The organism is Streptomyces amritsarensis (assembly GCF_001953875.1).
Taxonomy (GTDB): domain Bacteria; phylum Actinomycetota; class Actinomycetes; order Streptomycetales; family Streptomycetaceae; genus Streptomyces; species Streptomyces amritsarensis.
Genome location: NZ_MQUR01000001.1, coordinates 231,318 through 254,115 on the forward strand (window position 1 = coordinate 231,318; position 22,798 = coordinate 254,115).

Annotated in this window: 19 protein-coding genes; 7 read left to right on the plus strand and 12 right to left on the minus strand. The window is 73.9% G+C overall.

The features are described 5' to 3' along the window. Window positions 1–100 precede the first annotated feature (100 nt). From fxsT to AVW11_RS01025, 7 genes are all read right to left on the minus strand, one after another. The gene (gene fxsT / locus AVW11_RS00995) at window positions 101–3,115 is read right to left on the minus strand and encodes an FxSxx-COOH system tetratricopeptide repeat protein (protein WP_076042905.1); all 3,015 of its coding nucleotides are present in this window, start codon (window positions 3,113–3,115) and stop codon (window positions 101–103) included. 64 nt (window positions 3,116–3,179) lie between these two features. Next, a complete protein-coding gene (locus AVW11_RS01000; RefSeq protein WP_076042906.1) occupies window positions 3,180–4,436 on the minus strand; it encodes an HEXXH motif domain-containing protein in 1,257 nt (418 codons plus the stop codon). Next, on the minus strand, window positions 4,433–5,602 hold the full coding sequence (locus tag AVW11_RS01005; protein WP_076042921.1) for an FxsB family cyclophane-forming radical SAM/SPASM peptide maturase: 1,170 nt from the start codon (window positions 5,600–5,602) through the stop codon (window positions 4,433–4,435). The genes AVW11_RS01000 and AVW11_RS01005 overlap by 4 nt, the downstream gene beginning before the upstream one ends. Before the next feature lie 853 nt (window positions 5,603–6,455). After that, entirely contained in the window at window positions 6,456–6,653 is a 198-nt protein-coding gene (fxsA, locus tag AVW11_RS01010; protein ID WP_060176763.1) for an FxSxx-COOH cyclophane-containing RiPP peptide, read from the minus strand. A gap of 102 nt (window positions 6,654–6,755) precedes the next feature. After that, window positions 6,756–10,082 (minus strand): SAV_2336 N-terminal domain-related protein, encoded by a 3,327-nt coding sequence (locus tag AVW11_RS01015; protein WP_143568782.1) that lies wholly within the window; start codon window positions 10,080–10,082, stop codon window positions 6,756–6,758. Between the two features lie 6 nt (window positions 10,083–10,088). Beyond that, a complete protein-coding gene (locus tag AVW11_RS01020; protein WP_030849840.1) occupies window positions 10,089–11,138 on the minus strand; it encodes an AAA family ATPase in 1,050 nt (349 codons plus the stop codon). 41 nt (window positions 11,139–11,179) lie between these two features. Then, the gene (locus AVW11_RS01025) at window positions 11,180–13,339 is read right to left on the minus strand and encodes a VMAP-C domain-containing protein (RefSeq protein WP_076042907.1); all 2,160 of its coding nucleotides are present in this window, start codon (window positions 13,337–13,339) and stop codon (window positions 11,180–11,182) included. 134 nt (window positions 13,340–13,473) lie between these two features. Here AVW11_RS01025 and AVW11_RS01030 point away from each other — a divergent pair, with 134 nt between their 5' ends. Next, window positions 13,474–13,659, plus strand: coding sequence for a DUF6104 family protein (locus tag AVW11_RS01030; protein ID WP_010061466.1), 186 nt, complete (start codon window positions 13,474–13,476; stop codon window positions 13,657–13,659). A 118-nt stretch (window positions 13,660–13,777) separates the two neighbouring features. Here the strand turns inward: AVW11_RS01030 and sodN are convergent, their stop codons facing one another. Beyond that, complete coding sequence (gene sodN, locus AVW11_RS01035) at window positions 13,778–14,173, minus strand: superoxide dismutase, Ni (protein ID WP_030036761.1); 396 nt, start codon at window positions 14,171–14,173, stop codon at window positions 13,778–13,780. Window positions 14,174–14,344: 171 nt separating this feature from the next. On the opposite strand from sodN, the gene sodX reads away from it, so the two are divergent. Next, complete coding sequence (sodX, locus tag AVW11_RS01040; RefSeq protein ID WP_030849846.1) at window positions 14,345–14,767, plus strand: nickel-type superoxide dismutase maturation protease; 423 nt, start codon at window positions 14,345–14,347, stop codon at window positions 14,765–14,767. Here sodX and AVW11_RS01045 read toward each other — a convergent pair. Beyond that, entirely contained in the window at window positions 14,671–15,300 is a 630-nt protein-coding gene (locus tag AVW11_RS01045; protein WP_030849849.1) for a CGNR zinc finger domain-containing protein, read from the minus strand. The genes sodX and AVW11_RS01045 overlap by 97 nt on opposite strands. 80 nt (window positions 15,301–15,380) lie before the next feature. On the opposite strand from AVW11_RS01045, the gene AVW11_RS01050 reads away from it, so the two are divergent. Next, window positions 15,381–16,172: a class I SAM-dependent methyltransferase gene (locus AVW11_RS01050; protein ID WP_030849851.1), complete on the plus strand. Its 792-nt coding sequence runs from the start codon at window positions 15,381–15,383 to the stop codon at window positions 16,170–16,172. A gap of 106 nt (window positions 16,173–16,278) precedes the next feature. Here AVW11_RS01050 and AVW11_RS01055 read toward each other — a convergent pair whose 3' ends face one another. Genes AVW11_RS01055 through AVW11_RS01065 form a run of 3 tightly spaced genes read right to left on the minus strand, consistent with a single transcriptional unit; the run spans window position 16,279 to window position 18,983 of the window. Then, entirely contained in the window at window positions 16,279–17,040 is a 762-nt protein-coding gene (locus AVW11_RS01055) for an amino acid ABC transporter ATP-binding protein (protein ID WP_030849853.1), read from the minus strand. After that, window positions 17,040–17,981, minus strand: coding sequence for an amino acid ABC transporter permease (locus AVW11_RS01060; RefSeq protein ID WP_060176759.1), 942 nt, complete (start codon window positions 17,979–17,981; stop codon window positions 17,040–17,042). The genes AVW11_RS01055 and AVW11_RS01060 overlap by 1 nt, the downstream gene beginning before the upstream one ends. Before the next feature lie 39 nt (window positions 17,982–18,020). After that, a complete protein-coding gene (locus AVW11_RS01065) occupies window positions 18,021–18,983 on the minus strand; it encodes an ABC transporter substrate-binding protein (RefSeq protein ID WP_030849858.1) in 963 nt (320 codons plus the stop codon). Between the two features lie 526 nt (window positions 18,984–19,509). Here AVW11_RS01065 and AVW11_RS01075 point away from each other — a divergent pair. The 4 genes from AVW11_RS01075 (at window position 19,510) to AVW11_RS01090 (ending at window position 22,749) form a co-directional block, all read left to right on the plus strand. Then, the gene (locus tag AVW11_RS01075) at window positions 19,510–20,712 is read left to right on the plus strand and encodes an NAD(P)-dependent malic enzyme (protein WP_030849861.1); all 1,203 of its coding nucleotides are present in this window, start codon (window positions 19,510–19,512) and stop codon (window positions 20,710–20,712) included. A gap of 240 nt (window positions 20,713–20,952) precedes the next feature. Then, complete coding sequence (locus tag AVW11_RS01080; RefSeq protein WP_030849864.1) at window positions 20,953–21,915, plus strand: zinc-binding dehydrogenase; 963 nt, start codon at window positions 20,953–20,955, stop codon at window positions 21,913–21,915. Between the two features lie 58 nt (window positions 21,916–21,973). Then, window positions 21,974–22,183 (plus strand): helix-turn-helix domain-containing protein, encoded by a 210-nt coding sequence (locus tag AVW11_RS01085; protein WP_030013034.1) that lies wholly within the window; start codon window positions 21,974–21,976, stop codon window positions 22,181–22,183. Beyond that, window positions 22,183–22,749 (plus strand): Clp protease N-terminal domain-containing protein, encoded by a 567-nt coding sequence (locus AVW11_RS01090; protein ID WP_060176758.1) that lies wholly within the window; start codon window positions 22,183–22,185, stop codon window positions 22,747–22,749. The genes AVW11_RS01085 and AVW11_RS01090 overlap by 1 nt, the downstream gene beginning before the upstream one ends. Window positions 22,750–22,798 lie beyond the last annotated feature (49 nt).

Sequence of the window (22,798 nt, forward strand, 5' to 3'; positions counted from 1 at the left end):
GGCGTTCCTTCGGGGGAGGCACCGCGACCACGGGAGGCGCCCTTGCGGGACCGGCACGGCCAGGAGCGCGGCGCCCGCGCCCGCCCGTACACACTCCGCCCTACGGCTGGGGTTCGAAGTCCCAGTACGGCCTTGCCCGTTGTTTGGCCGAGACCGTGTGGACGTGTTGGGCGCCCAGGGTGCGGGTGAGGCCCTTGATGCCCGCGTCCTCGTGTTTGCCCGCCTCCGTGTCCTCCCGTACCGACCGCAGGTCCGCGGCCAGGGCGATCTGGGCGCTCAGCGTCATCGGGTGGTCCGGGCCCAGGACGCGTTCGGCGGTGCGCAGGGTTTCGCGGCTGAGGTCCAGGGCGTCCTCCAGGCGGCCGGTGATGTTGCGGTGTCCGGTGGCGTTGAGGGCGCAGCCCAGTGTCCAGGGGTGCCGGCTGCCGAGCGCGCCGCGCATGCCGACCAGTGCCTGCTCGGCGAGGGAGAGGCCCTCGGCGCGTTCGCCCTGGGCGCGCAGGACCAGGCCGAGGTTGCCGACGGTGCCGATGCTGTACGGGTGGGCGAGGCCGAGCTGTGACTGGTAGCCGCGGACGACGTCCTCGGAGATCCGGCGGGCTTCGCCGATGTCGCCGTACTCCCGGAGGTAGGTGGCGTAGTCGGAGGCGACCATCAGCGTCCAGGGGTAGTCCACGCCGAAAACCCTCGTCGCCCGCTCCCACACGGTCCGCAGCCGCAGGCCCGCGCCGGGGATGTCGCCGGAGCGGCGCAGGCACAGGCCGAGGTTGTGCTCGGCGCGCAGGGTCTGGGGGTGGCCGAGCCCGAGCACCTGCGTGTTGAGTTTGACGCCCTGTTCCTGCCGGGTCTGGGCCTCCCGGTAGCGGCCCATGAGCCGCAGTCCCATGGCGCAGGCGATGCCGGAGGCGAGGGTGGAGATGTGCAGGGGCATCAGGACGCGTTCGCGGCGGCGCAGGGTGTCCAGGTCGAGGTCGTAGGCGTCCTGGTAGCGGCCGAGGAGCCGGTAGGTGGCGGCGAGGTTGTTCTGGGCGTCGAGGGTGATGGAGTCGTCCTCGCCGAGGAGCTCGCGGTAGGTGGCCAGGCAGTGCTCGAAGATCTCGCGGGCGGGTTCGAACTTGGCGATGCACAGCAGGACGCCGCCGTAGGCGCTGGTGGCGCGCAGGCTCTCCAGGTCCTGGTCGCCGCGTTCCCCGGTGAGGCGGTCGGCGACGGACCTGGTGAGGATTTCGGCGCGGCGGAACAGGCCGAGGTTGCGCAGGGAGTTGCCGTACTGGTAGCTGAGCTCGCGGACCTTGGGGTGGTCCTCGCCGAGCCGGGCGCGCCAGACCTGGTCGGTCTCCTCGCACAGGCGCAGGCAGGTGCGGTATTCGCCGGCGAGGATCAGGTAGCGCAGGCAGTGCAGCAGGAAGTTCTGGATCCGCGGGTTGCTGCTGTTGATGACCCCGGACGGGGTGAGGTGGGGGACGAGTTCGGCGTAGCGGGGCCAGAGCCGGGAGTCGGAGGGCCGGCCGGGGTCGGCTGCGGCGAGGACCTGGCGGACGGCCCGGGCGAGGGGTTCGGCTTCCTCCTCGGAGAGGTTCTCGCGGACGATGCCGTGGACCATGCGGTGGAGCTGTACGGTCTCCAGGCCTCCGCCGCCTTCCTCCACGGGGAGGTCGGAGTACTCCAGCCGTACGACGGAGAACTGGACGAGTTTGTTGAGGGCGCCGTTCCACCGGATCTGGTCGTTGATGAGGCCGGCGAGCTGCTCGGGTACGTCGTCCGCGGGGAATTCGCGCAGCAGGCGCAGCGGGACGGGGCCGGGGGCGAAGAACACGAACAGCCGCAGCAGGGCGAGGGCGTCGGGGAAGTTCTCCCGGACGTTGTTGAGGAGTATGGCGAGGGCCGTGGGGAAGGGCAGCGGGTAGTCCTCGGAGACGGCGACGGCCTCGCGGGAGTCCATGCGGCGCTGGAGCAGGGCGAGGTAGTCGCCGACGGGCAGGGGTGAGTCGGCGAGCCAGCCGGCGGTCTGGTCGAGGGCGAGCGGGTAGTCCTCCAGGGCCTCGGCGAGCTGGTCGGCCTCGGCGGCGGTGAGGCGCAGGGCGCGGCGGCGGATGAAGGTGATGGACTCGGGGCGGGCGTAGAGGGGTACCTCGACGAGGCTGGTGTGGCGGGCGGCCCATTCGCGGTTGCGGGAGGTGATGATGACGTCGCCGGCGCCGCCGGAGGGCAGCAGATCGATGAGGTCGTCGGGGTTGTCGCAGCCGTCGAAGACCATCAGCCAGCGGCTGTACGGGGTGCCGCGGCGCAGCGCTTCGAGGACGGCCCGGATCTGCTCGCCGTAGCTGCCGGCGCCGCGCGGGAGGCCGAGGGCGGGGGCGAGGTCGGCGAGGCGTTCGCGGAGGGTGGGGCGGTCCTCGGCGGGGACCCACCAGACGACGTCGTACTCGGAGGCGAAGCGGTAGGCGTACTCGGTGGCGACCTGGGTCTTGCCGACGCCGGAGAGGCCGAGGAGGGTGACGGTGGACGCTCCGGGCGGGGCTTCGGCGAGGGCTTGGCGCAGGGTGCCGATGACGTCGTTGCGGCCGGTGAAGCGGGGGTTGCGGCGGGGGACGCGGCCCCAGATCTCGGGCGGGTCGTTGGGGAAGCGGGGGCCGCGGCGGCCGGTTTCGGTGCCGATGCGGTCGGTGGGCAGTTCGAGGCGGCGCAGGACGCGGTATTCGGCTTCGTACGCGTCGAGGCCCCACAGGTCGGTCTTCTCCAGGACGGCGACGGCGCTGGGCAGGGGTGCGTCGGTGAGGCAGACGGCGGCGAACCGGTCCGGGTGGTCGTCGGTGACGGCGCGCAGGGCGGTGTTCCACTCGTCGTCGGTGTGGGTGCCGGCGGAGAAGTAGCGTTCGCTGAGGACGAGGAGGACGCGGCTGCCGGAGCGGGCGAGGTCGCCGAGGGCCTGGGTGAGCCCGGGGCTGCTCTGCGGGTCCCAGCGCTGGAGGGCGACGCGGTGGCCGTGTTCCTCCAGGCGGTGGGCGATCCACACGGCCCAGGGGCGGTTGAAGCCCGCGAAGCTGATGACGAAGCGCTGCGGCTGCTGGGGCTGTTGCGCCGATTCGCGGTCCTGCCGGCTACCGGTGGTCATGCGGCCGTCTCCCTGGGCTGCGGGCAGTGGACGGGACTGAAAAGGTACCGCAGCGGACGGTCCGTCAGACCTGTGCGAACGGGGCGAGTTCGGGGTGCGCCTCGCACCAGGCGCGGCGTTCGCGGTCGACGGCGCGGCGGGCCGCGGCGTGCTGGTCGCCGGGGGGCGGCAGCTCGTCCATCGCCCGCTCGGCGGCGGCCATGGCGTCGGTGAACTCCCGGCCCGCGGTGGTCAGTCGCTCATGGGCGCGCAAGGTGGGCAGGACGGCGGCGACCTGGGCGCGGATCCGGGCGTGCTGGGCCCAGGCGCCGCGGGCTCCGTAGAGGGCGGCGCGCTGCCAGTACCCGGCCAGGGCCAGGTGGGCGTAGGTGCCGTGCAGGAGGCCCTCCAGGGGGCGGGGGTCGCTGCGCCAGGGGGCCCAGTGGCGGGGTGCGGCGTCGGCGGTGTGCAGGGTCAGGACGTCGGCGAGGGCGGTCAGTTTGCCGTGCTGGACCTCGTGGACGAGGGTCGCGGCGAGGGCCGGCGGGGCCTGTGCGCGGGCGAGTACGGAGCCGGCCGCCGCGGGGAGGGTGGCGCCGCTGGAGCGGGATCCGCCGGCCAGCGGTACGAGGGAGCGGAGCAGCTGTACGGTCTCCTCCGCGCGGGCGGTGTCGTAGCGCTGGAGCAGGGTGAGCGCGCCGGACCACTGGGTGTCCCACCGTTTGTGGCCCTTGGGGGTGAGGCGGCGGGCGGGGCGCAGGGGTGCGGGCTGTGCGGGTCCGGGTGCCCGGTAGGGGTCGAGGTCGTCGAGGGCGGTACGGCCCCCGGGCAGTGCGTGCAGGGGCAGTGCGGCGGGGTTGCCGGGATCCCAGGAGCGTTCGGTGAGGACGAGGGGGCCGGGGCGGTCCGGGCGCAGCAGGCCGAGGGTGGGCAGGACGAGCCGGCCGTGCACGGGCCGCAGGGTGTGGGTGAAGGGGATCCCGGCGCGCAGGGCGGCGGCCGCGGCGAGGGCGCCGAGGTGGGCGAGGTCGGGCGGCGGGCCGAAGGGGGCGTGCAGCCGGCGCAGGGTCTCCTCGGCCCAGACGCCGGTGGCGGGGTAGTGCAGTACGTCGCGCACGGCGGCCGGGTCGTGGCGTTCGGCCTCCTCCAGCAGCGCCCAGTGCTCGGCGGTGCGGCCGGAGCTGCCGCCGGGGGCGGCGTCGAGGACGGCGCGGAGCAGGACCAGGCGCTTGGAGCGGCGTACGTCGCGGACCAGGCGGGTGCCTTCCGGGGAGGGCTCGGTGGAGGCGAGGGCGCGCAGGGTCCGGGAGGGCACGGTGAAGGCGGCGAGGGCGGCGGTCATGAGGCGGCTGCCGGGGGGTGTGCGGGGGTGGTGCGGCGCCTGCCGCCGGCGGCGGCGTGCTGTACGGCGGTGGCGATGTGCCGGATCAGGACCTGGAGGTCGGCGCAGTAGACGGACGGCCGGCGGAAGCCTTCGCCGGCGCGGTAGCGGTGCGGGTAGTGGCCGCCGCCGCACACCTCGACGAGTTCGCAGGCGCGGCATCCGTCGGCGAGGGCGTCCCGTCCGAGCTGGCGTGCGGCGAAGCCGGGGTGGTCGAGGAGCTGGTCGAAGCTGTGGGTGTCGAGGGCCATGCCGGTGGCCGCGGCCCCCTCGTACGCGGATTTCAGCGAATCGGCCTGTTCGATGGAGCCGTCGGTCTCGATGACGGCGGTGGCGGCGGGCGCGAGCCCGAGGGTCTCGGTGGTGGCGGGCAGGCCGAGCAGCAGGGCGATGATCTCCTCGAAGAGGCGGATGCGGGTGCGTCGTGCTCCGTCGTGCCACCAGCGTTCGAAGACGGCGAGGAGCCAGTCGGCGTACGGGGTCCGGCCGGGGCGGCGGCCGGGGCCGGGGGGCGGCGGGGAGCTCCAGTTGGCGAGCGGGAGCAGCAGGCCGATGGTCGGCGGGGCGAAGGCGAGCAGGGACTCGTAGGTCTCCACCGGGTCCTGGTCGAGGTCGACGACGCAGAGCACGCCGGCGTAGCTGTCCGGGTGGCGTGCGAGCAGGCGCAGGCCGCGGGCGGCGGCGCCGAAGCCGGGGTGTCCGGCGTGGTCGACGCGGCGGGTGTTGTGCGCGGGCAGTCCTCCGTCGAGGCTGACGCCGACCCGGATCCCGGCGGCGGCCAGGGCGGTGAGGCGGCCGCGGGTGATCAGGGTGCCGTTGGTCTGGACGGTGGCGGTGACGCGGGTGCGGGGGCTGGTGGCGGCGAGGGCGGCGCGTACGGCTTCCACGGGCGCGGCCAGTGCGGCGGGGGCGGTGAGGAGGGGCTCGCCGCCGTGCAGGACCAGGTCGACGCGGGGCAGGTCGTGGGCGGCGGCGTGCTCGGCGATGCGGTGCGCTGCGCGGGCGGCGGTGGCGGGGGTCATGGCGACGGGCTGGTCGCGCCAGCCCTGGTCGGCCATCTCGTAGACGTAGCAGTAGGTGCAGGCGAGGTTGCAGCGGCTGCGGGTCTTGAGCACGAACTGGCGGATGGGATGGGGCGGGTGGCCTGCGGCCCGCGCGGCGGCGACGTCGAGGCGGGTGTAGGGCCAGGGGGCGTTGCGGGCATGCCGGGACGCCTGCGCGGCATGCCCCTCGGACCGGGCGGAGCCCGGCCCCCTCCCCTGAACCGGATCCGGGTACGCCCCGACCCCGTCCCCCACCTCAGCGGCGAGGGCGGGGCCTTGGACGGGACCCGGCCGGGAGGCGGGAGCCGGCTGCACGGCGAGGGCCGGGCCTCGGCTGGGGTCCGCAGGCGGCACGGCGGCCGGCTGCACGGCGAGGACGGGACCCAGGCGGGAGGCGGGGCCGGTGGGCCGGGTGGACCCCGCGTGGGGCACGGCCCCCGGCTGCACGGCGAGGGCCGCGCCTCGGGCGGGATCCGGGCGGGGGGCGGGAGCGGGGGGCGCGGGCACCGGGGAGCTGCTCGTGATCGCTCGCCGCATCGCCGCGCTCCCTCCCCGCCCCGCCGCCGGGGGCGCCCCGGCGGATTGTCCATCCCTGCCCTGCCGCCGGACCCGGCTAACGGCGGAAAGTGGTCAACCCGGTTGCCCCGCGCGCCCCTCCGGTGGTGCCGGACCGGCTGCGCGGGCCTCGGCGCCGATCCGCGGGGCGGGATCCGTCGCGGTGGCGGGCGGTGCCGTATCCCTGGCGNNGAGACACACCCGCACGCGCCGAGCCGAGGAGACACTCCGGCGGGACACCGCGCTGTCCCCGCCCCGCGAAAACCCTGCCACCCCGGCGGGAGCCCAGGGGCCCGCGCCGAGCCGAGGAGACACTCCGGCGGGGCACCGCCCCACACCGCGCTGTCCCCGCCCCGCGGAAACCCGCGACCCCAGGCGGGAGCTAGGCGGCGCTGGAGTCGAAGGCGTTGAGGATCTCGGCCGGGTGGGTGACGCGTTCGACCAGGCCTTCGATCACCTCGGCCAGTACGGGATGGTCGATCCCGCGCAGCGCGGCCAGGTCGAGACCGGAGAGGTCCGGCAGTCGCCCGGGGCATCCCGGGGCGGTGGCCGGGGCGTCGTCCTGACGTTTCGTCACCATGTGCCGCCGCTCCCCATGTCGCGTCGCATTCCGGACGGTCCCCTGCCTTTTTTGCCCCGGCCCGGTCGGCGGAAACAGCGGGCTCTGCCCGCGGAGCTGCCGTCACCGCCGCGACTCCAGGGCCCGTACCCGCGCGCGGAGGCCCTCGGAGCGCCCGTCGGGGTCGGTACCGATCCGCTTCCAGAGCTGGAGCGCCGAGCGGTACTCCTCCAGCGCGGCCCTGGGCCGCGCGAGCCGCTCCAGGACCTCCCCGCGGGACTCCTGCACGCGCGCGGCCAACCGCAGCGCGGTGTCCTCGCGGCCCGCCCGGCCGTCGGGTTCCTCACGGCCCTCGTGGTCGTCGCGGCCCTCGCGGTCGGCCTCCAGGGCGGCCCGCCAGGCCAGCCGGTAGGACTCGGCCGCCCGGTCGAGGCGGTCCGCGGCCCGCGTGTGGCCGTGGATCTCCTGCTGCACATCGCCGTGGTCCCGCCAGGCGCGGGCCCGGTCCAGGGGGCCGCGGCTGTTGCGGACCGCCAGTTCCAGCAGATACTCGGCCTCCCGCAGGTCCACCGCGTCCCGCTCGTAGGCGTGCCGCAGCCGGAGTCCGGTGGCCAGCCGCATCAGCCGGTGCGCGGCTTCCGCGTCGGACTGCGGGACCGCCGCCCGGCTCTCGCGCAGCACGCGTACGGCCGCCCCGGTGAACCGGCGGCCGCCGGCGGTGCGGGCCCGGTCCAGGAGTACGTCCCCCCACTCGGGGAGGAGTTCGCGGAAGGCGTCCCCGTCGCGGGGTACGAGCCTGCGGGCGCGGCCGTACGCCTCGGCCGCGTCCTCCAGTGCCGCCGGGTCGGCGTCGCGCGCGTACCGCTCGCGGTGCACCCGGGCCAGGCAGAGCAGGGCGGCCACCCGCAGCTCCGGATCCCCGCCGGTCTCCTCCAGGGCGGCGGCCAGCTGTCCGGCGGCCTCCTCCAGCCGGGCGGGCAGGTGGCGCAGCGCGTCGGCCAGTTCCACGCGTACCGCCGCGGCGGCGCGGCCGGTCCCGGCGGGCGCGGCGGCCAGGACCGCGGCCAGGCGGGCGGCCGCCTCTTCGGCCAGGGTGGTGCGCTCGGCCGGGTCGGGGGTGCGGGACAGGAGCGCCAGGAGGACCCGGCCGAGGGCCGACTGAAGCTCGGGGTGCGGTTCGGTGTACGGGTCGGGGGGCGCCTGCGGGTCCGGGCCCGGGTCGCCGCCGGGTACGGGGCCCGCCAGGGGTTCGAGGGCCGCGCGGGCCTCGCGCAGCGCGCCCGGGTCCTCGCGCAGCGCGCTGAGCCGGATCAGGGTTTCGGCCCGCCGTACCGCGCAGTCCCGCCGCAGGTCGGGTTCGGCCGTGTCGGACGCGGCGGCCGCCGCGAACTCGCGGTCCGCCGCCGCGAGCAGGTCGGGGTCGGGGCCGGCGGCGAGCGCCCGCTCGTACAGCACCCGCCCGCGCGCCGCCCGCGCCGCGGCGGTCCGCAGTCCGGTGACGGCCCGCTCCGCCTCGGCGAGGATGTCCGGGTCCCGTTCGGCGGTCCACAGCCGCAGCAGCGCCCCCGCCAGTTCCGTCTCGGCCTCCTCCGGCGGGTCCGCCGGTCCGGCCGGGGCCGTCACGGCCCGCCGCAGGACCGCCACGGCCTCGCGCAGGGCCCGTGCGCCCGCGTCGCCGTCTGCGTCCGCGTCGGCGAGCCGGTCGCGGGCGGCGCGCACCGCCCCGGCGCGTGCGATCACGGGAGCCGGCGCGGGTTGCCGTACCGGCTGTCCGTCCTGCGGCATCCCGGGCAGGTAGCGCCGTACGACTTTGGCCGAAACCTGTGCGAAGGCCTGGGGGAGCCGGCCCTCGGGAGCCTGTTCCGCGTCGTCGGGCGCGGGGGCCGCCACCGCCGGCGCGACGCCGGTCAGCTGTGCGACCGCGAGCGCGGGGAAGTTGCGTACGCCCGCCCCGAAGTGCGCCCGGACGTACTCCGAGCAGTGCTTGAGGACCAGCGCGGCCTCGTCCCGCCCCAGCGGCCCCAGCAGGACGTCCTGCACGCCGGGGACGAACTCGTACCAGTGCCCCGGGCCCGGTCCGCTGCGCTTCAACAGCCCGCTGAGCAGGACTTCCGCCAGGTCCGAGGGTTCGGAGTCCGGCAGCATCGTGCGCTGCACCAGCCGCATCACGGGCAGCGTGAGGGGGGCCGCCGACAGGTACACGGCCAGTTGTACGGCGCGGGGCGCGGCCGAGGAGCGGAAGCGTGCCACGAGTTCGCGCGGCGGGCGGACGGCGGGCGGCGGCGGAACGGGCGCCGCCGGGTGGTCGGCCCGTACGCGGCCCACCTCGGCGGCGACCGGGCCGGTGCCGAGGCCGGCGACGAGCCGGGCCCAGGCGCCGAGGGCGGTCGGGCTCGGCGGCAGCACGGGCACGGCGATCCCGCCCGTGATCCGCCCGGGCAGCACCGGCCGGTCCGGCCGGAACCGCAGTTTCTGCCCGGCGCCCTCCAGCCGGGCGAGGGTGCCCCGCTCGGTCGGCAGCCAGCTGCGGCCCCACAGTCGCTGCGGCAGGGGCTGGACCACCATGCACGGGGTGCATTCGGCCCAGCGGTGCAGCAGCCGCTGGGCCGCGCCCTCGCGCCACAGCGGTCCCGCGCAGTCGGAGACCACCATGGTCAGGGCGCGGCCGGTCGGGTCGCGCAGCTGGTCCCCGGAGCGCAGTGCGGAGCCGGGGGCGGGGCCGCGTCCGAGCGCCGCCGTGCCGTCCGGGCGGCGGTGCAGGTAGTGCACCTGGACGTCCCGGAAGGCCCCCAACCGCTCGCAGACGGACCTCAGTTCCTCGAACATGTCGTGCCAGACGGCCATCGAGGGGGAGGCGTCCATCACGAGCCGTACGGTCGCCTCGCGCCGGCTCTCCGGGCGGAGCACGGGGATGAGCAGCCCGAGGGCGCGGGCGCTGGCGTCGGCGGTGGCGCCCTCGTCGATCACCAGCCGGGTGGGCGGGGCGGGCGGGCGGTGCCGTTGGAGGGCGCGCAGGGCCCGCTGGACGTCGAGGATGCGGGGCAGGGCGGCGGCCCCGGGCACGCGTACGGGTATTCCGTGGTCGTCGGGCGACTCCTCGGGTGTCTCGTCCTCGGCCCCGCCGGCGGGGTGCGCGCCGGGTGCGTAGAGCCGTACGGGGTCATCGGCGTCCGCGTCCGCACGTAGGGGCTCCACGGGTTCCGCGGACGGATCCGCGGGGTCGGTCTCCGGGTCGGGCCCGTGGTCGGGCGGCCGTGCGGGTCCGGGGCCGCGGATGTGGCCGGCGAGCCAGAGGGCGTCGGCGAGTTCCTCGGCGGACGGGTCGAGCCCGGCGGCCCGCAGCAGGGCGGCCAGTTCGCGGATGCCGGGCGCGGCGGGCGGCGATGCGGCGGCGGTGCACGGGGGCACGGCGGTGCACGGGGGCACGGCGGGTTCTGGGGGTTCGGGCACGGCCGGTCACCTCGGGCGGTCGAGGCGCTGGATGAGGAGGTCCGCGAGGTCCTCCCGGCTCGCCGGGGAGGCGTAGTGGGTGAGGTAGACGGCGTTGAGGAGCTGGTCGGCGGCGACCAGCTCGGACTGGGAGCGGCCCAGGAACTCGCGGATCAGGTCGCCGCCCAGCCGGGCGGCCTCCTCGCCGAGATGGGCGCGGACCATGGTGGCGAGCCGCTTCTCGCCGGGCTGCCCGAGTTTGAGCTGGATGCAGCGCCGCAGCAGGGCGGCGGGGAAGTCCCGCTCGCCGTTGCTGGTCAGGATGATGAAGGGGAAGGACCGGCAGCGGATCCGGCCGCCCCGCACGGTCGCCTTCGTCCCGTCGTCGGTGAGCACCTCGACCTCGGGCTCGGTGTCGGCGACCCGCTCCAGCTCGGGGAGGGCGAACTCCCCTTCCTCAAGGACGTTCAGGAGGTCGTTGGGGAGGTCTATGTCGCTCTTGTCGAGCTCGTCGACGAGGAGCACGCGGGGCCGGGCGGTGGGCAGCAGGGCCGTGCCCAGGGGTCCGAGCCGGATGTACTTGCCGATGCCGGGGACGGCGCCCGGCAGCGGGCCGGCGGCCCCCGCGCCGGCCCCGGCCGCGGCTCCCGCGCCGCCGGCCGCGAGCTGCACGTCCTGGAGCCGGGCGAGGGCGTCGTAGCGGTAGAGCCCGTCCTGGAGCACGGTCCGCGACACCACCGGCCAGCGCAGCACGCGCCCCAGCTTCAGTTCGTGGGCGACGGAGTGCGCGAGGGTGGACTTGCCCGTTCCGGGGAAGCCGGTCACGAGCAGCGGCCGCCGCAGGTACAGCGCCGCGTTGACGGCCTCCAACTCCTCGGGCTCCGGCCGGTGCAGTTCGGCGGCCTGCCGGTGCGCTCCGAGCCGGCGGGCGACGTTGCCCTCGGCGGCCGCGGCCGCCGGTCCCGGATCGACGACGGGGCCGCCGTCGAAGTCACGCCAGGGCGGCGGGTCGGGCAGGGCGTCGATGCCGTCGTGGGGCTCGCCGGCCCCGCGGTAGATGAGCCAGTCGTCGTTCATGGTGCCTGTTCCCTCCCTCGAATCCGCCGGGCCGGGCGCCGTCACAGGTCGCCGTGGAGCGGCTCGACGTCCGGCAGCGGCCGTGCCGGGTCCTCCCACACCAGCCCCGCGCCCGCAGCCCAGTAGGCGTCGGGGTCCGCCCCGTACGCCCGTCCCCGCAACGTCTGGAACCGCAGCGGCAGCACCTCCGCCCGGCCCGCGTCGGCCAGTTCCTCCCGCAGCCCGCGGTGGAACGGCGCGCACGACACCCCTGGGTCCGGCGGCGGCCTGCGGGTCACGGCCACTCCGTAGCCGGCGTCCCGTACCGCGTGGAGCGAGCCCAGCGTGGGCTCCTGGTCGGCGGCCCGGCAGTGCACCGGGACGGTGGTGTCGGGCAGGCCCGACAGCCATGCGGCGGAGGGGGCGCGGGGGCGGCCGCCCGCGCAGTCGGCCCGTTCGTCCTGGAGCGGTCCCGCCTGTACCCGGGCCCACCGGGCGGCGGCCCGGCTTCCCTCGTGGTCCGCCGGATGGGTGCCGGGGCCGTGGGCGTCCGGGCCGCGGGTGTCCGGGCCGTGGCAGTACGCGCCGCCGGGGTGGCGCAGCACGACGGGCCGCTGCACGCCCAGCGGGACCCCGCCGGCCACCACCCAGTCCTCGACGGCCAGCCCGAACAGTTCGGGGGCCACGGCCACTTCGAGCAGGGCCGCCGCCACGTGGGTGTCGCACCGGCGGAACGCCTCGGCGAGCGGGGCCCGCAACCGCTCCGGCAGGTCCGCCACGGTGGCCCGTACGCCCGAGTCCACGGGGGTCAGCCGGCCGGGGTGGGCCGGGCCCGCCAGCACCGAGACCCGCCAGTCGTAGAGGTGCTCCCAGCCGTGCGCCCACACCTCCAGCAGGACCGACGCCCCGGCCGGCAGTCCGCCGGCCCTGCGGGCCGGGCCGCCCGCGGCCCGGCCGGCCGAGGCCCGGCGGCGGCGCTCCCGCTCGGCGAGGCCCCGCTCGTGGCGTTCCCCGAGTTCGCGCCGCAGCGGCCGCCAGAGCCGCTCGGCGGTGGCCCGTACCCAGTCCCACAGCTCCTCGTCGGCGCCCGGTGTCGGGGGCTCGCGGTAGTCGGCCACGCTGACGTCGGTGGCGTAGCGGAGCATGGCCGCGGCCTCGCCGGTCCCGCCCGGCGGGTCGTGCAGGAGCCCGAGCCCGTCGCGCCAGCTCAGCGGGGCCGGGGGCTGCGGGTCCGGTTCCTCGCCGCGGACGGCCTCGACCAGGGCGCGGACGGCTTCGGAGGAGCTCGGTGGGGGCAGTTCGGCCAGGAGGCCGCACAAGGTGGTGCGTTCACCGGGGGTGAGCCGGCCGCGGCCGCCGTACGGGTCGCGCTCCTGCAGCGGGAGCTCGCCGTGCACGTCGGTCCAGGTGCGGCGGTTGTCGAGGTCGCTGAGGTGCCGGTCGTAGTGGTACAGGTCGTGGGCCTGCATGATCCGCCGGTAGAGCCCGATCTGCCCCCGCGCGGCCGTGGGGAGGGTACGCAGCTGGACGACGGAGACGGCGAGGCCGCCGCCTCCCGTCTGCCGGCGGGCCTTGACGACGCCGACGACCTCTCCTCGGGCCAGGTCCACGACGGGCCCGCCGGACATTCCGGGGTCGATCTCGTCGTCGTCGGCGAGGCGGATGGCGGCGCCGTTCCCGGCGGTGCCGCGCAGCCGGGTGGTGCGGCCGGTGATCTCGGGGGTGCCGAGGTCCTCGGTGCAGCCGAAGTAGGCGACCTCGTCGAAGCGCGGCCGGGAGCGGTCGGTGAGCCAGACGCAGGCGTGGGAGACGGGGGCGAGGACCCGGACCAGCGCCAGGTCGGGCAGGTCCCACAGGGCGTGCCGGCCGGGCCGCCGCTCCTCCAGGCGCTCGGGCAGTACGCACTCCACGCGCCCGGTGACGGTCCCGGTGACCGCGCCGGGCGCGCCGCCGCCGTGGCGGTGTCTGCCGGAGTGGAAGGTGATGCCGACCTCGCGGCCTGTCAGACGCACGGCGGCACCCCCTTCGCCGACCACGTGCGCGCACGTCAGGACCCAGCCGGGGGCGATGAAGAAACCGCTCCCCCAGGTGGGACCGGTCCGATGGCTGCCGGGGTTGTCATACCCGCCCGGCGGGGCGTGGACGCGTACCGTCGCCGCCTGGACGAGGGGTTCGAGGAGCTCGAAGGCGCGCGCCGTCCCGGTCGTGCGCCCGTCGGTCATCCACGCCCCCCGCCCGCTCGTGAGATGTCCAGGCTAGCGTCGGTGGCGCCGGGGACGGGAGGTCTCCCGGGCGTCGCGGATTATCCTGGCGGGAAACACCCCCTGCACATCCCCATCACGGCACGGAGCCCGACTTGTACTTCACCGATCGCGGCATCGAGGAGCTGGAGAAGCGGCGCGGCGAGGAGGAGGTCACCTTCGAGTGGCTCGCCGAGCAGCTGCGCACCTTCGTCGACCTGAACCCGGACTTCGAGGTTCCGGTGGAGCGCCTGGCCACCTGGCTGGCCCGGCTGGACGACGAGGACGACGAGGACGAGTGAGGTCAGAACCTCACCGGCACGGGTCGTGCGCCTGGGGCGCCCCCTGAGGCGACCGGACATGACGACGGCCCGACCGCGTGGTGCGGTCGGGCCGTTGTCATGCTGCGGGGCACCGGGCTCAGGCGGCCTTGGTCTCCCAGAAGATGCGGTCGATCTCGGCGATGAGGTCGAGGGCCTTCTGGCCGGTCGCCGGGTCGTTCGACGCCTTGGCGGCCGAGAGGGCCTTCAGGGTGTCGTTGACCAGGGTGTGCAGCTGCGGGTACTTCTCGAAGTGCGGCGGCTTGAAGTAGTCGCTCCACAGCACCGAGACGTGGTGCTTGGCGAGCTCGGCGCGCTGCTCCTTGATGGTGATGGCGCGCGCGCGGAAGTCGGCGTCGTCGTTGGCCTGGTACTTCTCCTGCACGGCCTTGACGGACTCGGCCTCGATGCGGGCCTGGGCAGGGTCGTACACGCCGCACGGCAGGTCGCAGTGGGCGGAGACCTTCGCCTTGGGGGCGAAGAGGCGGGAAAGCATGGAGTTTGTCCTCCTCGTGATCGTCTTCTCAAGGGGGACATTACTCGCTGGAGAACGGGATTTCGCGGGCGCCCCCATGGGCTTAGGACAAAAGTCCAGGGTCGCGGCCGGACCGGTGAGCGAATGTACGGGGCCGTGCGGCAGCATGCGTGAGTGACGAGGAGGACACGCATGGTGGAGAGCGCCCGCCCGCGCAAGCGGTTCGAGGTGGTGGAGGTGACGGGCCCGTCGATGGTGCCCACGCTGCTGGACGGGGACCGGCTCGTGGTCCGGTACGGGGCCGCCGTCCGGCCGGGTGACATCGTGGTGCTGCGCCACCCGTTCCAGCAGGATCTGCTCGTGGTCAAGCGCGCGGTGGAGCGGCGGCCCGGCGGCGCCTGGTGGGTGCTGGGCGACAACCCGTTCAACGAGACCGGCGACAGCACCGTCTACGGGCCGGTGCCCGGCGAGCTGGTGCTGGCGACGGCGGTCCTGCGGTTCCGGCCGCGCGAGGGGGATCAGCGCTCGCTGAGGGCCCGGTTGTCCTGGGCGGCATCGTCGCTGCGGGTGCTGCGGGCCGACGCCTCGGCCTCCAGCCGCTTGCGGGCGCGGTAGGCGGCCACGTTGGCCCGGGTGGCGCAGCGGTCGGAGCAGTAGCGCCGGGAGCGGTTGGTGGAGGTGTCGAGGTAGGCGTTGCGGCAGGGCGCGGCCTGGCACAGGCCGAGGCGGTCGGGGCCGTGCTCGGTGAGGTGGAAGGCCAGGCCGAAGGACGCGATGGCGGCGTAGCCGGCGGAGGCGTTCGAGGGGTGGTCGGCGAGGTGGATGTGCCAGTCGGGGCGTCCGGTCTCGTCGAGCGTCTGGTGGCCGGAGACCTGCGGACTGACCGGGAACTCCATGAGCAGGGAGTTCAGCAGGTCGACGGCGAGGACTTCGTCGCCGCCGTCGGCTGCCTCGAAGACGGCCCGCAGCCGGCCGCGGACGTTGCGGAAGCGGGTGATGTCGGTGTCCGTGACGCGGCGGGCCATCTGCTGGCTGGCGCCGAACAGGGCGCGGACGGCGTCCACCGAGGTGAGGGCGTCCTTGTTGCGGGCCGGCTCCTCGGTGTTGACCAGGCGCACGGCGAAGTCCGAGTAATGGGCCAGTTCCACTTGTAGTCCTTACGGCTGCGGATTAATGTCTCGTAACAGCTGAGACGTATTCGAGGGTATTACGTAGGGAGGGGTTCGGGATGGCTGATGCGACGGACACGGCGGGCACGGCCGGCGCGCGGCGGACCGGTACCGACTGGCAGGCCTGGCAGGACAGCTGGGACCGCCAGCAGGAGTGGTACATGCCCGACCGCGAGGAGCGGTTCCGGGTGATGCTGGACATGGTCGAGGCACTGGTGGGACCCACCCCCCGGGTGCTGGATCTCGCATGCGGTACGGGAAGTATTACGGACCGCGTCCTCAAGCGGTTCCCGGAAGCCACCAGTACGGGCGTCGATCTCGACCCCGCGCTGTTGACCATCGCCCGCGGCCATTTCTCCGGGGACGAGCGGGTCTCCTTCGTGACCGCCGACCTCAAGGACCCCGACTGGCCCTCGGCCCTCCCCCACGGCGACTACGACGTCATCCTGACCGCCACCGCCCTGCACTGGCTGCACAGCGAGGACCTGGCCGTGCTGTACGGCCGGCTCGCACCGCTGCTGGTCCCCGGCGGGGCGTTCATGAACGCCGACCACATGCCCGACCCGACCACCCCGCGCATCAACGCCGCCGAGCGCGCCCACCGGCACGCCGGCATGGACCGCGCCAAGGCGGCCGGCGCGGTGGACTGGCGCGAGTGGTGGGCCCTGGCCGCCGCCGACCCCGCGCTGGCCGAGCCCACCGCCCGCCGCTTCGAGATCTACGGCGAGCACGCCGACGGCGACACCCCCTCCGCGGCCTGGCACGCCGAGGCCCTGCGCGCCGCCGGGTTCGCGGAAGCCCGTACGGTCTGGCGGTCGCCCTCCGACGCACTGGTCCTGGGTCTGAAGTAGGCAATCCGGGACCGGGGCGCGGGACCGGGGCACGGCACGGCCGAGGGGCGGTACGGATTCCCGTACCGCCCCTCGGCCGTGTCCGCTCAGCGGCCGGCGCCGCCGGTCACAGCACCTTGGAGAGGAAGGCCTTGGTGCGCTCGTGCTGGGGGTTGCCCAGCACCTCGCGCGGGTGGCCCGACTCGACCACGACGCCGCCGTCCATGAAGACGAGGTTGTCGCCGACCTCGCGGGCGAAGCCCATCTCATGGGTGACCACGATCATGGTCATGCCCGACTCGGCGAGGTCGCGCATGACGTCGAGGACGTCACCGACCAGCTCCGGGTCGAGGGCGGAGGTGGGCTCGTCGAAGAGCATCAGCTTCGGCTCCATGGCGAGCGCGCGGGCGATCGCCACGCGCTGCTGCTGGCCGCCGGAGAGCTGGGAGGGGTAGTTCCCGCCCTTCTCGCCGAGGCCCACCCGGTCCAGGAGGCGGACGGCGCGCTCGCGGGCCACCGCCTTGGACTCGCCCTTCACCATGACCGGCGCTTCCATGACGTTCTCTATGGCCGTCATGTGCGGGAAGAGGTTGAAGCGCTGGAAGACCATGCCGATGTCGCGGCGCTGGGCGGCGACCTCGCTGTCCTTCAGCTCGTAGAGCTTGTCGCCCTTCTGGCGGTAGCCGACGAGGTCCCCGTCGACGTACAGCCGTCCGGCGTTGATCTGCTCCAGGTGGTTGATGCACCGCAGGAAGGTCGACTTGCCGGAGCCGGACGGGCCGACCAGGCAGAAGACCTCACGCGGGGCGACCTCCAGGTCGATGCCCTTGAGGATGTGCGCCGCACCGTAGGACTTGTGGACGCCCTCGGCCTTCACCATGGCAGTCATCAGGCCACCGCCTTGCTGTTCGAGAAGCTGGACAGCTTCGCCTTGATCTTCTGCAGCGGCGTGGGCGGCAGGGTGCGGAGTGCGCCACGGGCGTAGCGGCGCTCCAGGTAGTACTGGCCGACGCTGAACACGCTGGTCAGTGCGAGGTACCAGATCGAGGCGACGAAGAACATCTCCATGACCGCGAAGGAGGTCGAGGCGATGTCCTGCGCGGCGCGCAGCAGGTCGAAGTACTGCACGGCGACGACGAGCGACGACGTCTTGAGCATGTTGATGAACTCGTTGCCCGTCGGAGGCACGATCACCCGCATGGCCTGCGGCAGGACGACACGGCGCATGGTCTGCGTCCGGGTCATGCCCAGCGCGTGCGAGGCCTCGGTCTGGCCCTCGTCGACCGACTGGATGCCGGCGCGGACGATCTCCGCCATGTACGCGCCCTCGTTGAGGCCCAGGCCCAGCAGCGCGGCCAGGAACGGCGTCATGACCTGGGTCATCTCGTCCTTGTAGAACCCGAGGTTCAGGATCGGGAAGATCAGGGCGAGGTTGAACCAGATGAGGAGCTGCACGTACACCGGGGTGCCGCGGAAGAGCCAGATGTAGAACCAGGCGATGGTGCTGGTCACCGGGTTCTTCGAGAGGCGCATGACGGCGAACAGGACACCGAGCGCCAGGCCCAGGGCCATGGCGGTGACGCTGATCCAGATCGTGTTGACGACGCCTCGCAGGATCGAGGGGTCGAACAGCTTCTCCGGCACGGTCGCCCAGCGCACGTTGCCCTGGGAGAAGGCGACGATGAGCGCCACGACCAGACCGATGACGACCACGGCACTGATCCAGCGGCCGTAGTGGCGGACCGGGATGGCGCGGATCGCCTCGGGGGGGACGGACCCGGCCGGCGGGGTGTCCGCCGGACCCGGGTCCTTGTCGAGCTTGTCAGTCACAGTGACTGCCCTTCAGTGTGCTGCGGTGGTACGCGGAGGTCAGGAACCGGCGTTGATCTTGGCCTCGGTCACGGCGCCGGAACCGGCGTTCCACTTGTCCAGGGCGGCCTTGTAGGTGCCGTCCTTGATGATCGCGTCCAGGGCTTCCTTGAGCGCGTCGCGCAGCTCGGTGTTCTTCTTGTCGACCGCGATGCCGAAGAGGCCGGCGTCGGTCGGGTTGGCGATGGCCTCGAAGTCGTTGCCGCCGCCGGCGGTCTGCGCGATGTACGCGGCGACCGGGGAGTCGTTCAGGTCGGCGGCGGCGCCACCGGCCTTCACGCGGGTCTGGGCCTCGGCGTCGGTCGGGAAGGACTCGATCTTGAGCTCGCCCTTGCCGTCCGTCTTGCACTTCTCGGCCTGGGTCTTGGCGGAGTCCTCGTACGTGGTGCCGCGCTGGACGGCGACCGTCTTGCCGCACAGGTCGTCGAGGGTCTTGATGCCCTCCGGGTTGCCCTTCTTGACCAGGATGCCGGTCGAGGCGGAGAAGTAGTCGACGAAGTCGACGCCGGCACCGGTCTTGGCGCCCTTGTCGTCCAGGCCCTCCTGGCGGGCCTTGGTGTCGGTGAGGGAGGACATGACCAGGTCGCTGCGGCCGGTCTGCATGCTGCCGATCAGCGTGTCGAACGTGCCCGACTCGAACTTGAACTGGACGCCCAGCTGCTTGCTCAGGGCCGCCGCGATGTCGGGGTCGACACCGACGATCTTGCCGCCCTCGGTGAACTCCATCGGCGCGTAGGTCGCATCGGTGCCGACCTTGATCACACCGGCGTCCTGGATCTTCTTCGGGAGCTTCGAGAAGAGCGGCGCGCTGCTGTTGTTCGCCGCACCCGACGGGGTCGACGTCGCCTTGTCGGTCTGGTCGCCACAGCCGGTGAGGATCAGGGCGCCGGCGACCGCGATCGCGCCGACCGCGGCGATCCGGGACCGGGCGGCGGTCGTACGACGGGTGGTGCTTGCGGTCATGGCTTCGTTCCTCCGGCAGGGGTGGAAAAGCATCGAAAAACGGTCGGACACGCACCATCGAGTGTCGCGACCTTGTGTGATTACGGCATCTTGCCATTCGGACTGAGACATTCAGGCTGCCCGTCAGGTCAAAATCGCATAACGGGCGCCCGGGGTAGGCCAACAGGACTGCGGGCAAGGGGGGTCGAGGCCGCAGATACTGCTGTGACCAGGCCTTTTGGGCGCAGTTTCTCCCGAGCGTCTCGCCCACCGGACGAGAAGGTTTGGACTTTTCGCCAAAAGACGGGCAGTTGACCTACGGTTGAGCCGGAATCGACTCGTCTGAGCGAGTGTTCTTCGGGTAGAACAGATCCTTACACCCCTCATCCGGGGCTCAGGGCGCGCGTGCGGCGCGCCCGCGCGTACGAACCTCCCCTTCGCGGAGACGGGCCAACCGTCGATGCGGAGTACGGACGCGGTGCCCGCCCACCCCTTAACCAGGAGTGGCCACCCTCAACGAACATAAGGAATTAAGGGGTCACACGAAGTGGCAGCGGAGATCGTCAACCCTCGCAGCGACAGTGCGACGGACAACAACCCCGACGCGGTGTTCGCACTGCACCGGGGCGGCAAGATGGCCATCCAGGCCACGGTTCCGGTGAACGACAAGGACGACCTGTCCCTGGCGTACACCCCGGGCGTGGCGAAGGTGTGCACCGCCATCGCCGAGCAGCCGGAGCTGGTGAACGAGTACACCTGGAAGTCCAACGTGGTCGCCGTCGTCACCGACGGTACGGCCGTGCTCGGCCTCGGTGACATCGGCCCGGAAGCCTCCCTCCCCGTGATGGAGGGCAAGGCCATCCTCTTCAAGCAGTTCGGCGGTGTCGACGCGGTCCCGATCGCGCTCGCCACCAAGGACACGGACGAGATCGTCGAGACGGTCATCCGTCTGGCGCCGTCCTTCGGCGGGGTGAACCTGGAGGACATCTCCGCTCCCCGATGCTTCGAGATCGAGCGGCGCCTCCAGGAGGCGCTGGACATCCCGATCTTCCACGACGACCAGCACGGTACGGCCATCGTGACGCTGGCCGCGCTGCGCAACGCCGCCAAGCTGACGGGTCGCACCCTCGGCGACCTGCGCGCCGTGATTTCGGGTGCGGGCGCGGCGGGCATCGCCATCGCCAAGATCCTCGTGGACGCGGGGATCGGCGACGTCTGCGTCACCGACCGCAAGGGCGTCGTGTCCGCGGACCGCTCCGACCTGACGGACGTCAAGGCGGAGATCGCGGGTCTGACCAACAAGACGGGCCAGACCGGCTCGCTGGAGCAGGCCCTCGCCGGCGCGGACGTGTTCATCGGCGTCTCCGGCGGCTCCGTCGCCGAGGAGGCGGTGGCCACGATGGCGAAGGACGCGTTCGTCTTCGCCATGGCCAACCCGAACCCGGAGGTCCACCCGGACGTCGCCCACAAGTACGCGGCGGTCGTGGCCACGGGCCGTTCGGACTTCCCGAACCAGATCAACAACGTGCTCGCCTTCCCGGGCATCTTCGCGGGTGCCTTCAAGGTGCGCGCCACCCGGATCACGGAGGGCATGAAGATCGCCGCCGCCGACGCCATCGCCGGTGTCGTCGGTGACGAGCTCGCCGCCGACTACGTGATCCCCTCGCCGTTCGACGAGCGCGTCGCGGAGGCCGTCGCCGCGGCCGTCGCCGCCGCCGCCAAGGCCGACGGCGTGGCCCGCCTGGTCTGACCGCGGTACCCGAGCACGGAGCAGTACGCGAAGAGGCCCGACCGGATCCGCTCCGGCCGGGCCTCTTCGCGTGTGCCCGGCGCTCGCGCGGTGCCGCCCCCGGCGGGCCCTTGCCGGGTGGGCGCGGCCGCGACGGGGCCCGCCCGCCGTCCCCGGGACCGGGGCGGGTGCGACGAAGGCCTCACCCGTGCGGTCGCGGGAGGTCTGGAACCGGGACCTACCGAGCGGTAGCGTCGCCGCATGTTCGCTGCCTATGCCGCCCGAATCGACCGTGACCAGCCGCTGAACGGCCTTGTGCTGGGCGACCGCCCCGCCCCTGGGGCCCGTCCCGGCTGGGTGACCGTGAACGTCAAGGCCGCCTCCCTCAACCACCACGACCTGTGGTCGCTGCGCGGGGTGGGCCTCGGCGAGGAGAGCCTCCCGATGATCCTCGGCTGCGACGCCGCCGGGATCGACCAGGACGGCAACGAGGTCGTCCTGCACTCCGTGATCGGCCAGAGCGGCCACGGGGTCGGCCCGGACGAGCCCCGCTCGATCCTGACCGAGCGCTACCAGGGGACCTTCGCCGAGCAGGTGACCGTCCCCGCCTGGAACGTCCTGCGCAAGCCGGCCGAGCTGTCCTTCGAGGAGGCCGCCTGCCTGCCGACGGCCTGGCTGACCGCGTACCGGATGCTGTTCACCAATGCCGGGGTCCGTCCCGGCGACTCCGTCCTGGTCCAGGGCGCCGGCGGTGGTGTCGCGACCGCCGCGATCGCCCTCGGCAAGGCGGCGGGCCTGCGGGTCTTCGCCACCAGCCGGGACGAGGCCAAGCGCAAGCGGGCCGTGGAGCTGGGCGCGGTGGAGGCGTTCGAGCCGGGTGCCCGGCTACCGCAGCGGGTGGACGCGGTGATCGAGACCGTGGGCGCCGCCACCTGGTCCCACTCGGTGAAGTCCCTGCGCCCCGGCGGCACCCTGGTGATCTCCGGCGCCACGAGCGGCGACCGCCCGGCACACGCCGAGCTGACCCGGATCTTCTTCCTGGAGCTGAAGGTCGTCGGCTCGACGATGGGCTCGAAGGACGAGCTGGAGGACCTCCTCGCCTTCTGCGCCACCACCGGGCTGCGGCCGGTGATCGACGAGGTCCTGCCGCTGGACCGGGCGCGTGAGGGCTTCGAGAAGCTCGCGTCGGGCGACCTCTTCGGCAAGATCGTCCTCAAGCCCTGACCGCCTCGATGTCAACCAGGGTTGACGAACCCTCCCGCGTCAACCTACATTGACATCCATGACCGAAGCCACTGATCTCGCCGAGCGGGCCGGTGACCGGGACCCGCGCGTGGGCCTGCGCGCCGTGGCCGCCCTCCGCAGGCTGCTGGAGCAGCTGGAGGCCGTACAGGTGCGCAGCGCCCGCGCGCAGGGCTGGTCCTGGCAGGAGATCGCGGCCGAGCTCGGCGTGAGCCGGCAGGCCGTGCACAAGAAGTACGGGAGGCTGTGATGTTCGAACGCTTCAGCGGTGACGCCCGTGCGACCGTGACCGGGGCGGTGGCCGAGGCCCGGCAGGCGCGGGCCGCCACCGTCACCGAGGAACACCTGCTGCTGTCCCTGCTGGCCCTCGGCGCCCTGGACCCCTTCGGCGTGGACCGCGCCGCGGTGGCCGCCGACCTCGCGGCGGCCCGCCGACGGGGCGGCATGTCCAGGGCCGACGAGGAGGCGCTGGCGGGACTCGGCATCGACCTCACCGAGATCGTCTCCCGGATCGAGGAGGCCCACGGCGAAGGCGTGCTCGCGGCCCCCGCGCCGCGCCGCCGGACCGTGGGCGCCTCGCTCCGCTCGGCCCTGGGCCGGGCCGAGCCGGACGACCGCGGCGGCGGCCGCCACGTCCCCTTCACCGAGGGCTCGAAGAAGGTCCTGGAACAGTCGCTGCGCATCGCACTGGGCCGCAAGGACAAGCACATCGGCACCCTGCACCTGCTGCTGGCCCTGCTCGCCCGCCCCGGCACGGTCGCCGAGGTCCTGACGGACCACGGCATCACCTACGCCACGGCCGAGGCCCGCGGCTGAACGTAGTCGGGCCGGGCACGCACCACCAAGCCGAAGCGCCGGCCCAGGG

Excerpts from the sequence above, each read along its gene's own strand:
- fxsT (WP_076042905.1), bottom strand. The coding sequence starts at position 3,115 with ATGACCACCGGTAGCCGGCAGGACCGCGAATCGGCGCAACAGCCCCAG.
- AVW11_RS01000 (WP_076042906.1), bottom strand. The coding sequence starts at position 4,436 with ATGACCGCCGCCCTCGCCGCCTTCACCGTGCCCTCCCGGACCCTGCGC.
- fxsA (WP_060176763.1), bottom strand. The coding sequence starts at position 6,653 with ATGGTGACGAAACGTCAGGACGACGCCCCGGCCACCGCCCCGGGATGC.
- AVW11_RS01020 (WP_030849840.1), bottom strand. The coding sequence starts at position 11,138 with ATGAACGACGACTGGCTCATCTACCGCGGGGCCGGCGAGCCCCACGAC.
- AVW11_RS01025 (WP_076042907.1), bottom strand. The coding sequence starts at position 13,339 with ATGACCGACGGGCGCACGACCGGGACGGCGCGCGCCTTCGAGCTCCTC.
- sodN (WP_030036761.1), bottom strand. The coding sequence starts at position 14,173 with ATGCTTTCCCGCCTCTTCGCCCCCAAGGCGAAGGTCTCCGCCCACTGC.
- sodX (WP_030849846.1), top strand. The coding sequence starts at position 14,345 with ATGGTGGAGAGCGCCCGCCCGCGCAAGCGGTTCGAGGTGGTGGAGGTG.
- AVW11_RS01050 (WP_030849851.1), top strand. The coding sequence starts at position 15,381 with ATGGCTGATGCGACGGACACGGCGGGCACGGCCGGCGCGCGGCGGACC.
- AVW11_RS01055 (WP_030849853.1), bottom strand. The coding sequence starts at position 17,040 with ATGACTGCCATGGTGAAGGCCGAGGGCGTCCACAAGTCCTACGGTGCG.
- AVW11_RS01065 (WP_030849858.1), bottom strand. The coding sequence starts at position 18,983 with ATGACCGCAAGCACCACCCGTCGTACGACCGCCGCCCGGTCCCGGATC.
- AVW11_RS01080 (WP_030849864.1), top strand. The coding sequence starts at position 20,953 with ATGTTCGCTGCCTATGCCGCCCGAATCGACCGTGACCAGCCGCTGAAC.
- AVW11_RS01085 (WP_030013034.1), top strand. The coding sequence starts at position 21,974 with ATGACCGAAGCCACTGATCTCGCCGAGCGGGCCGGTGACCGGGACCCG.
- AVW11_RS01090 (WP_060176758.1), top strand. The coding sequence starts at position 22,183 with ATGTTCGAACGCTTCAGCGGTGACGCCCGTGCGACCGTGACCGGGGCG.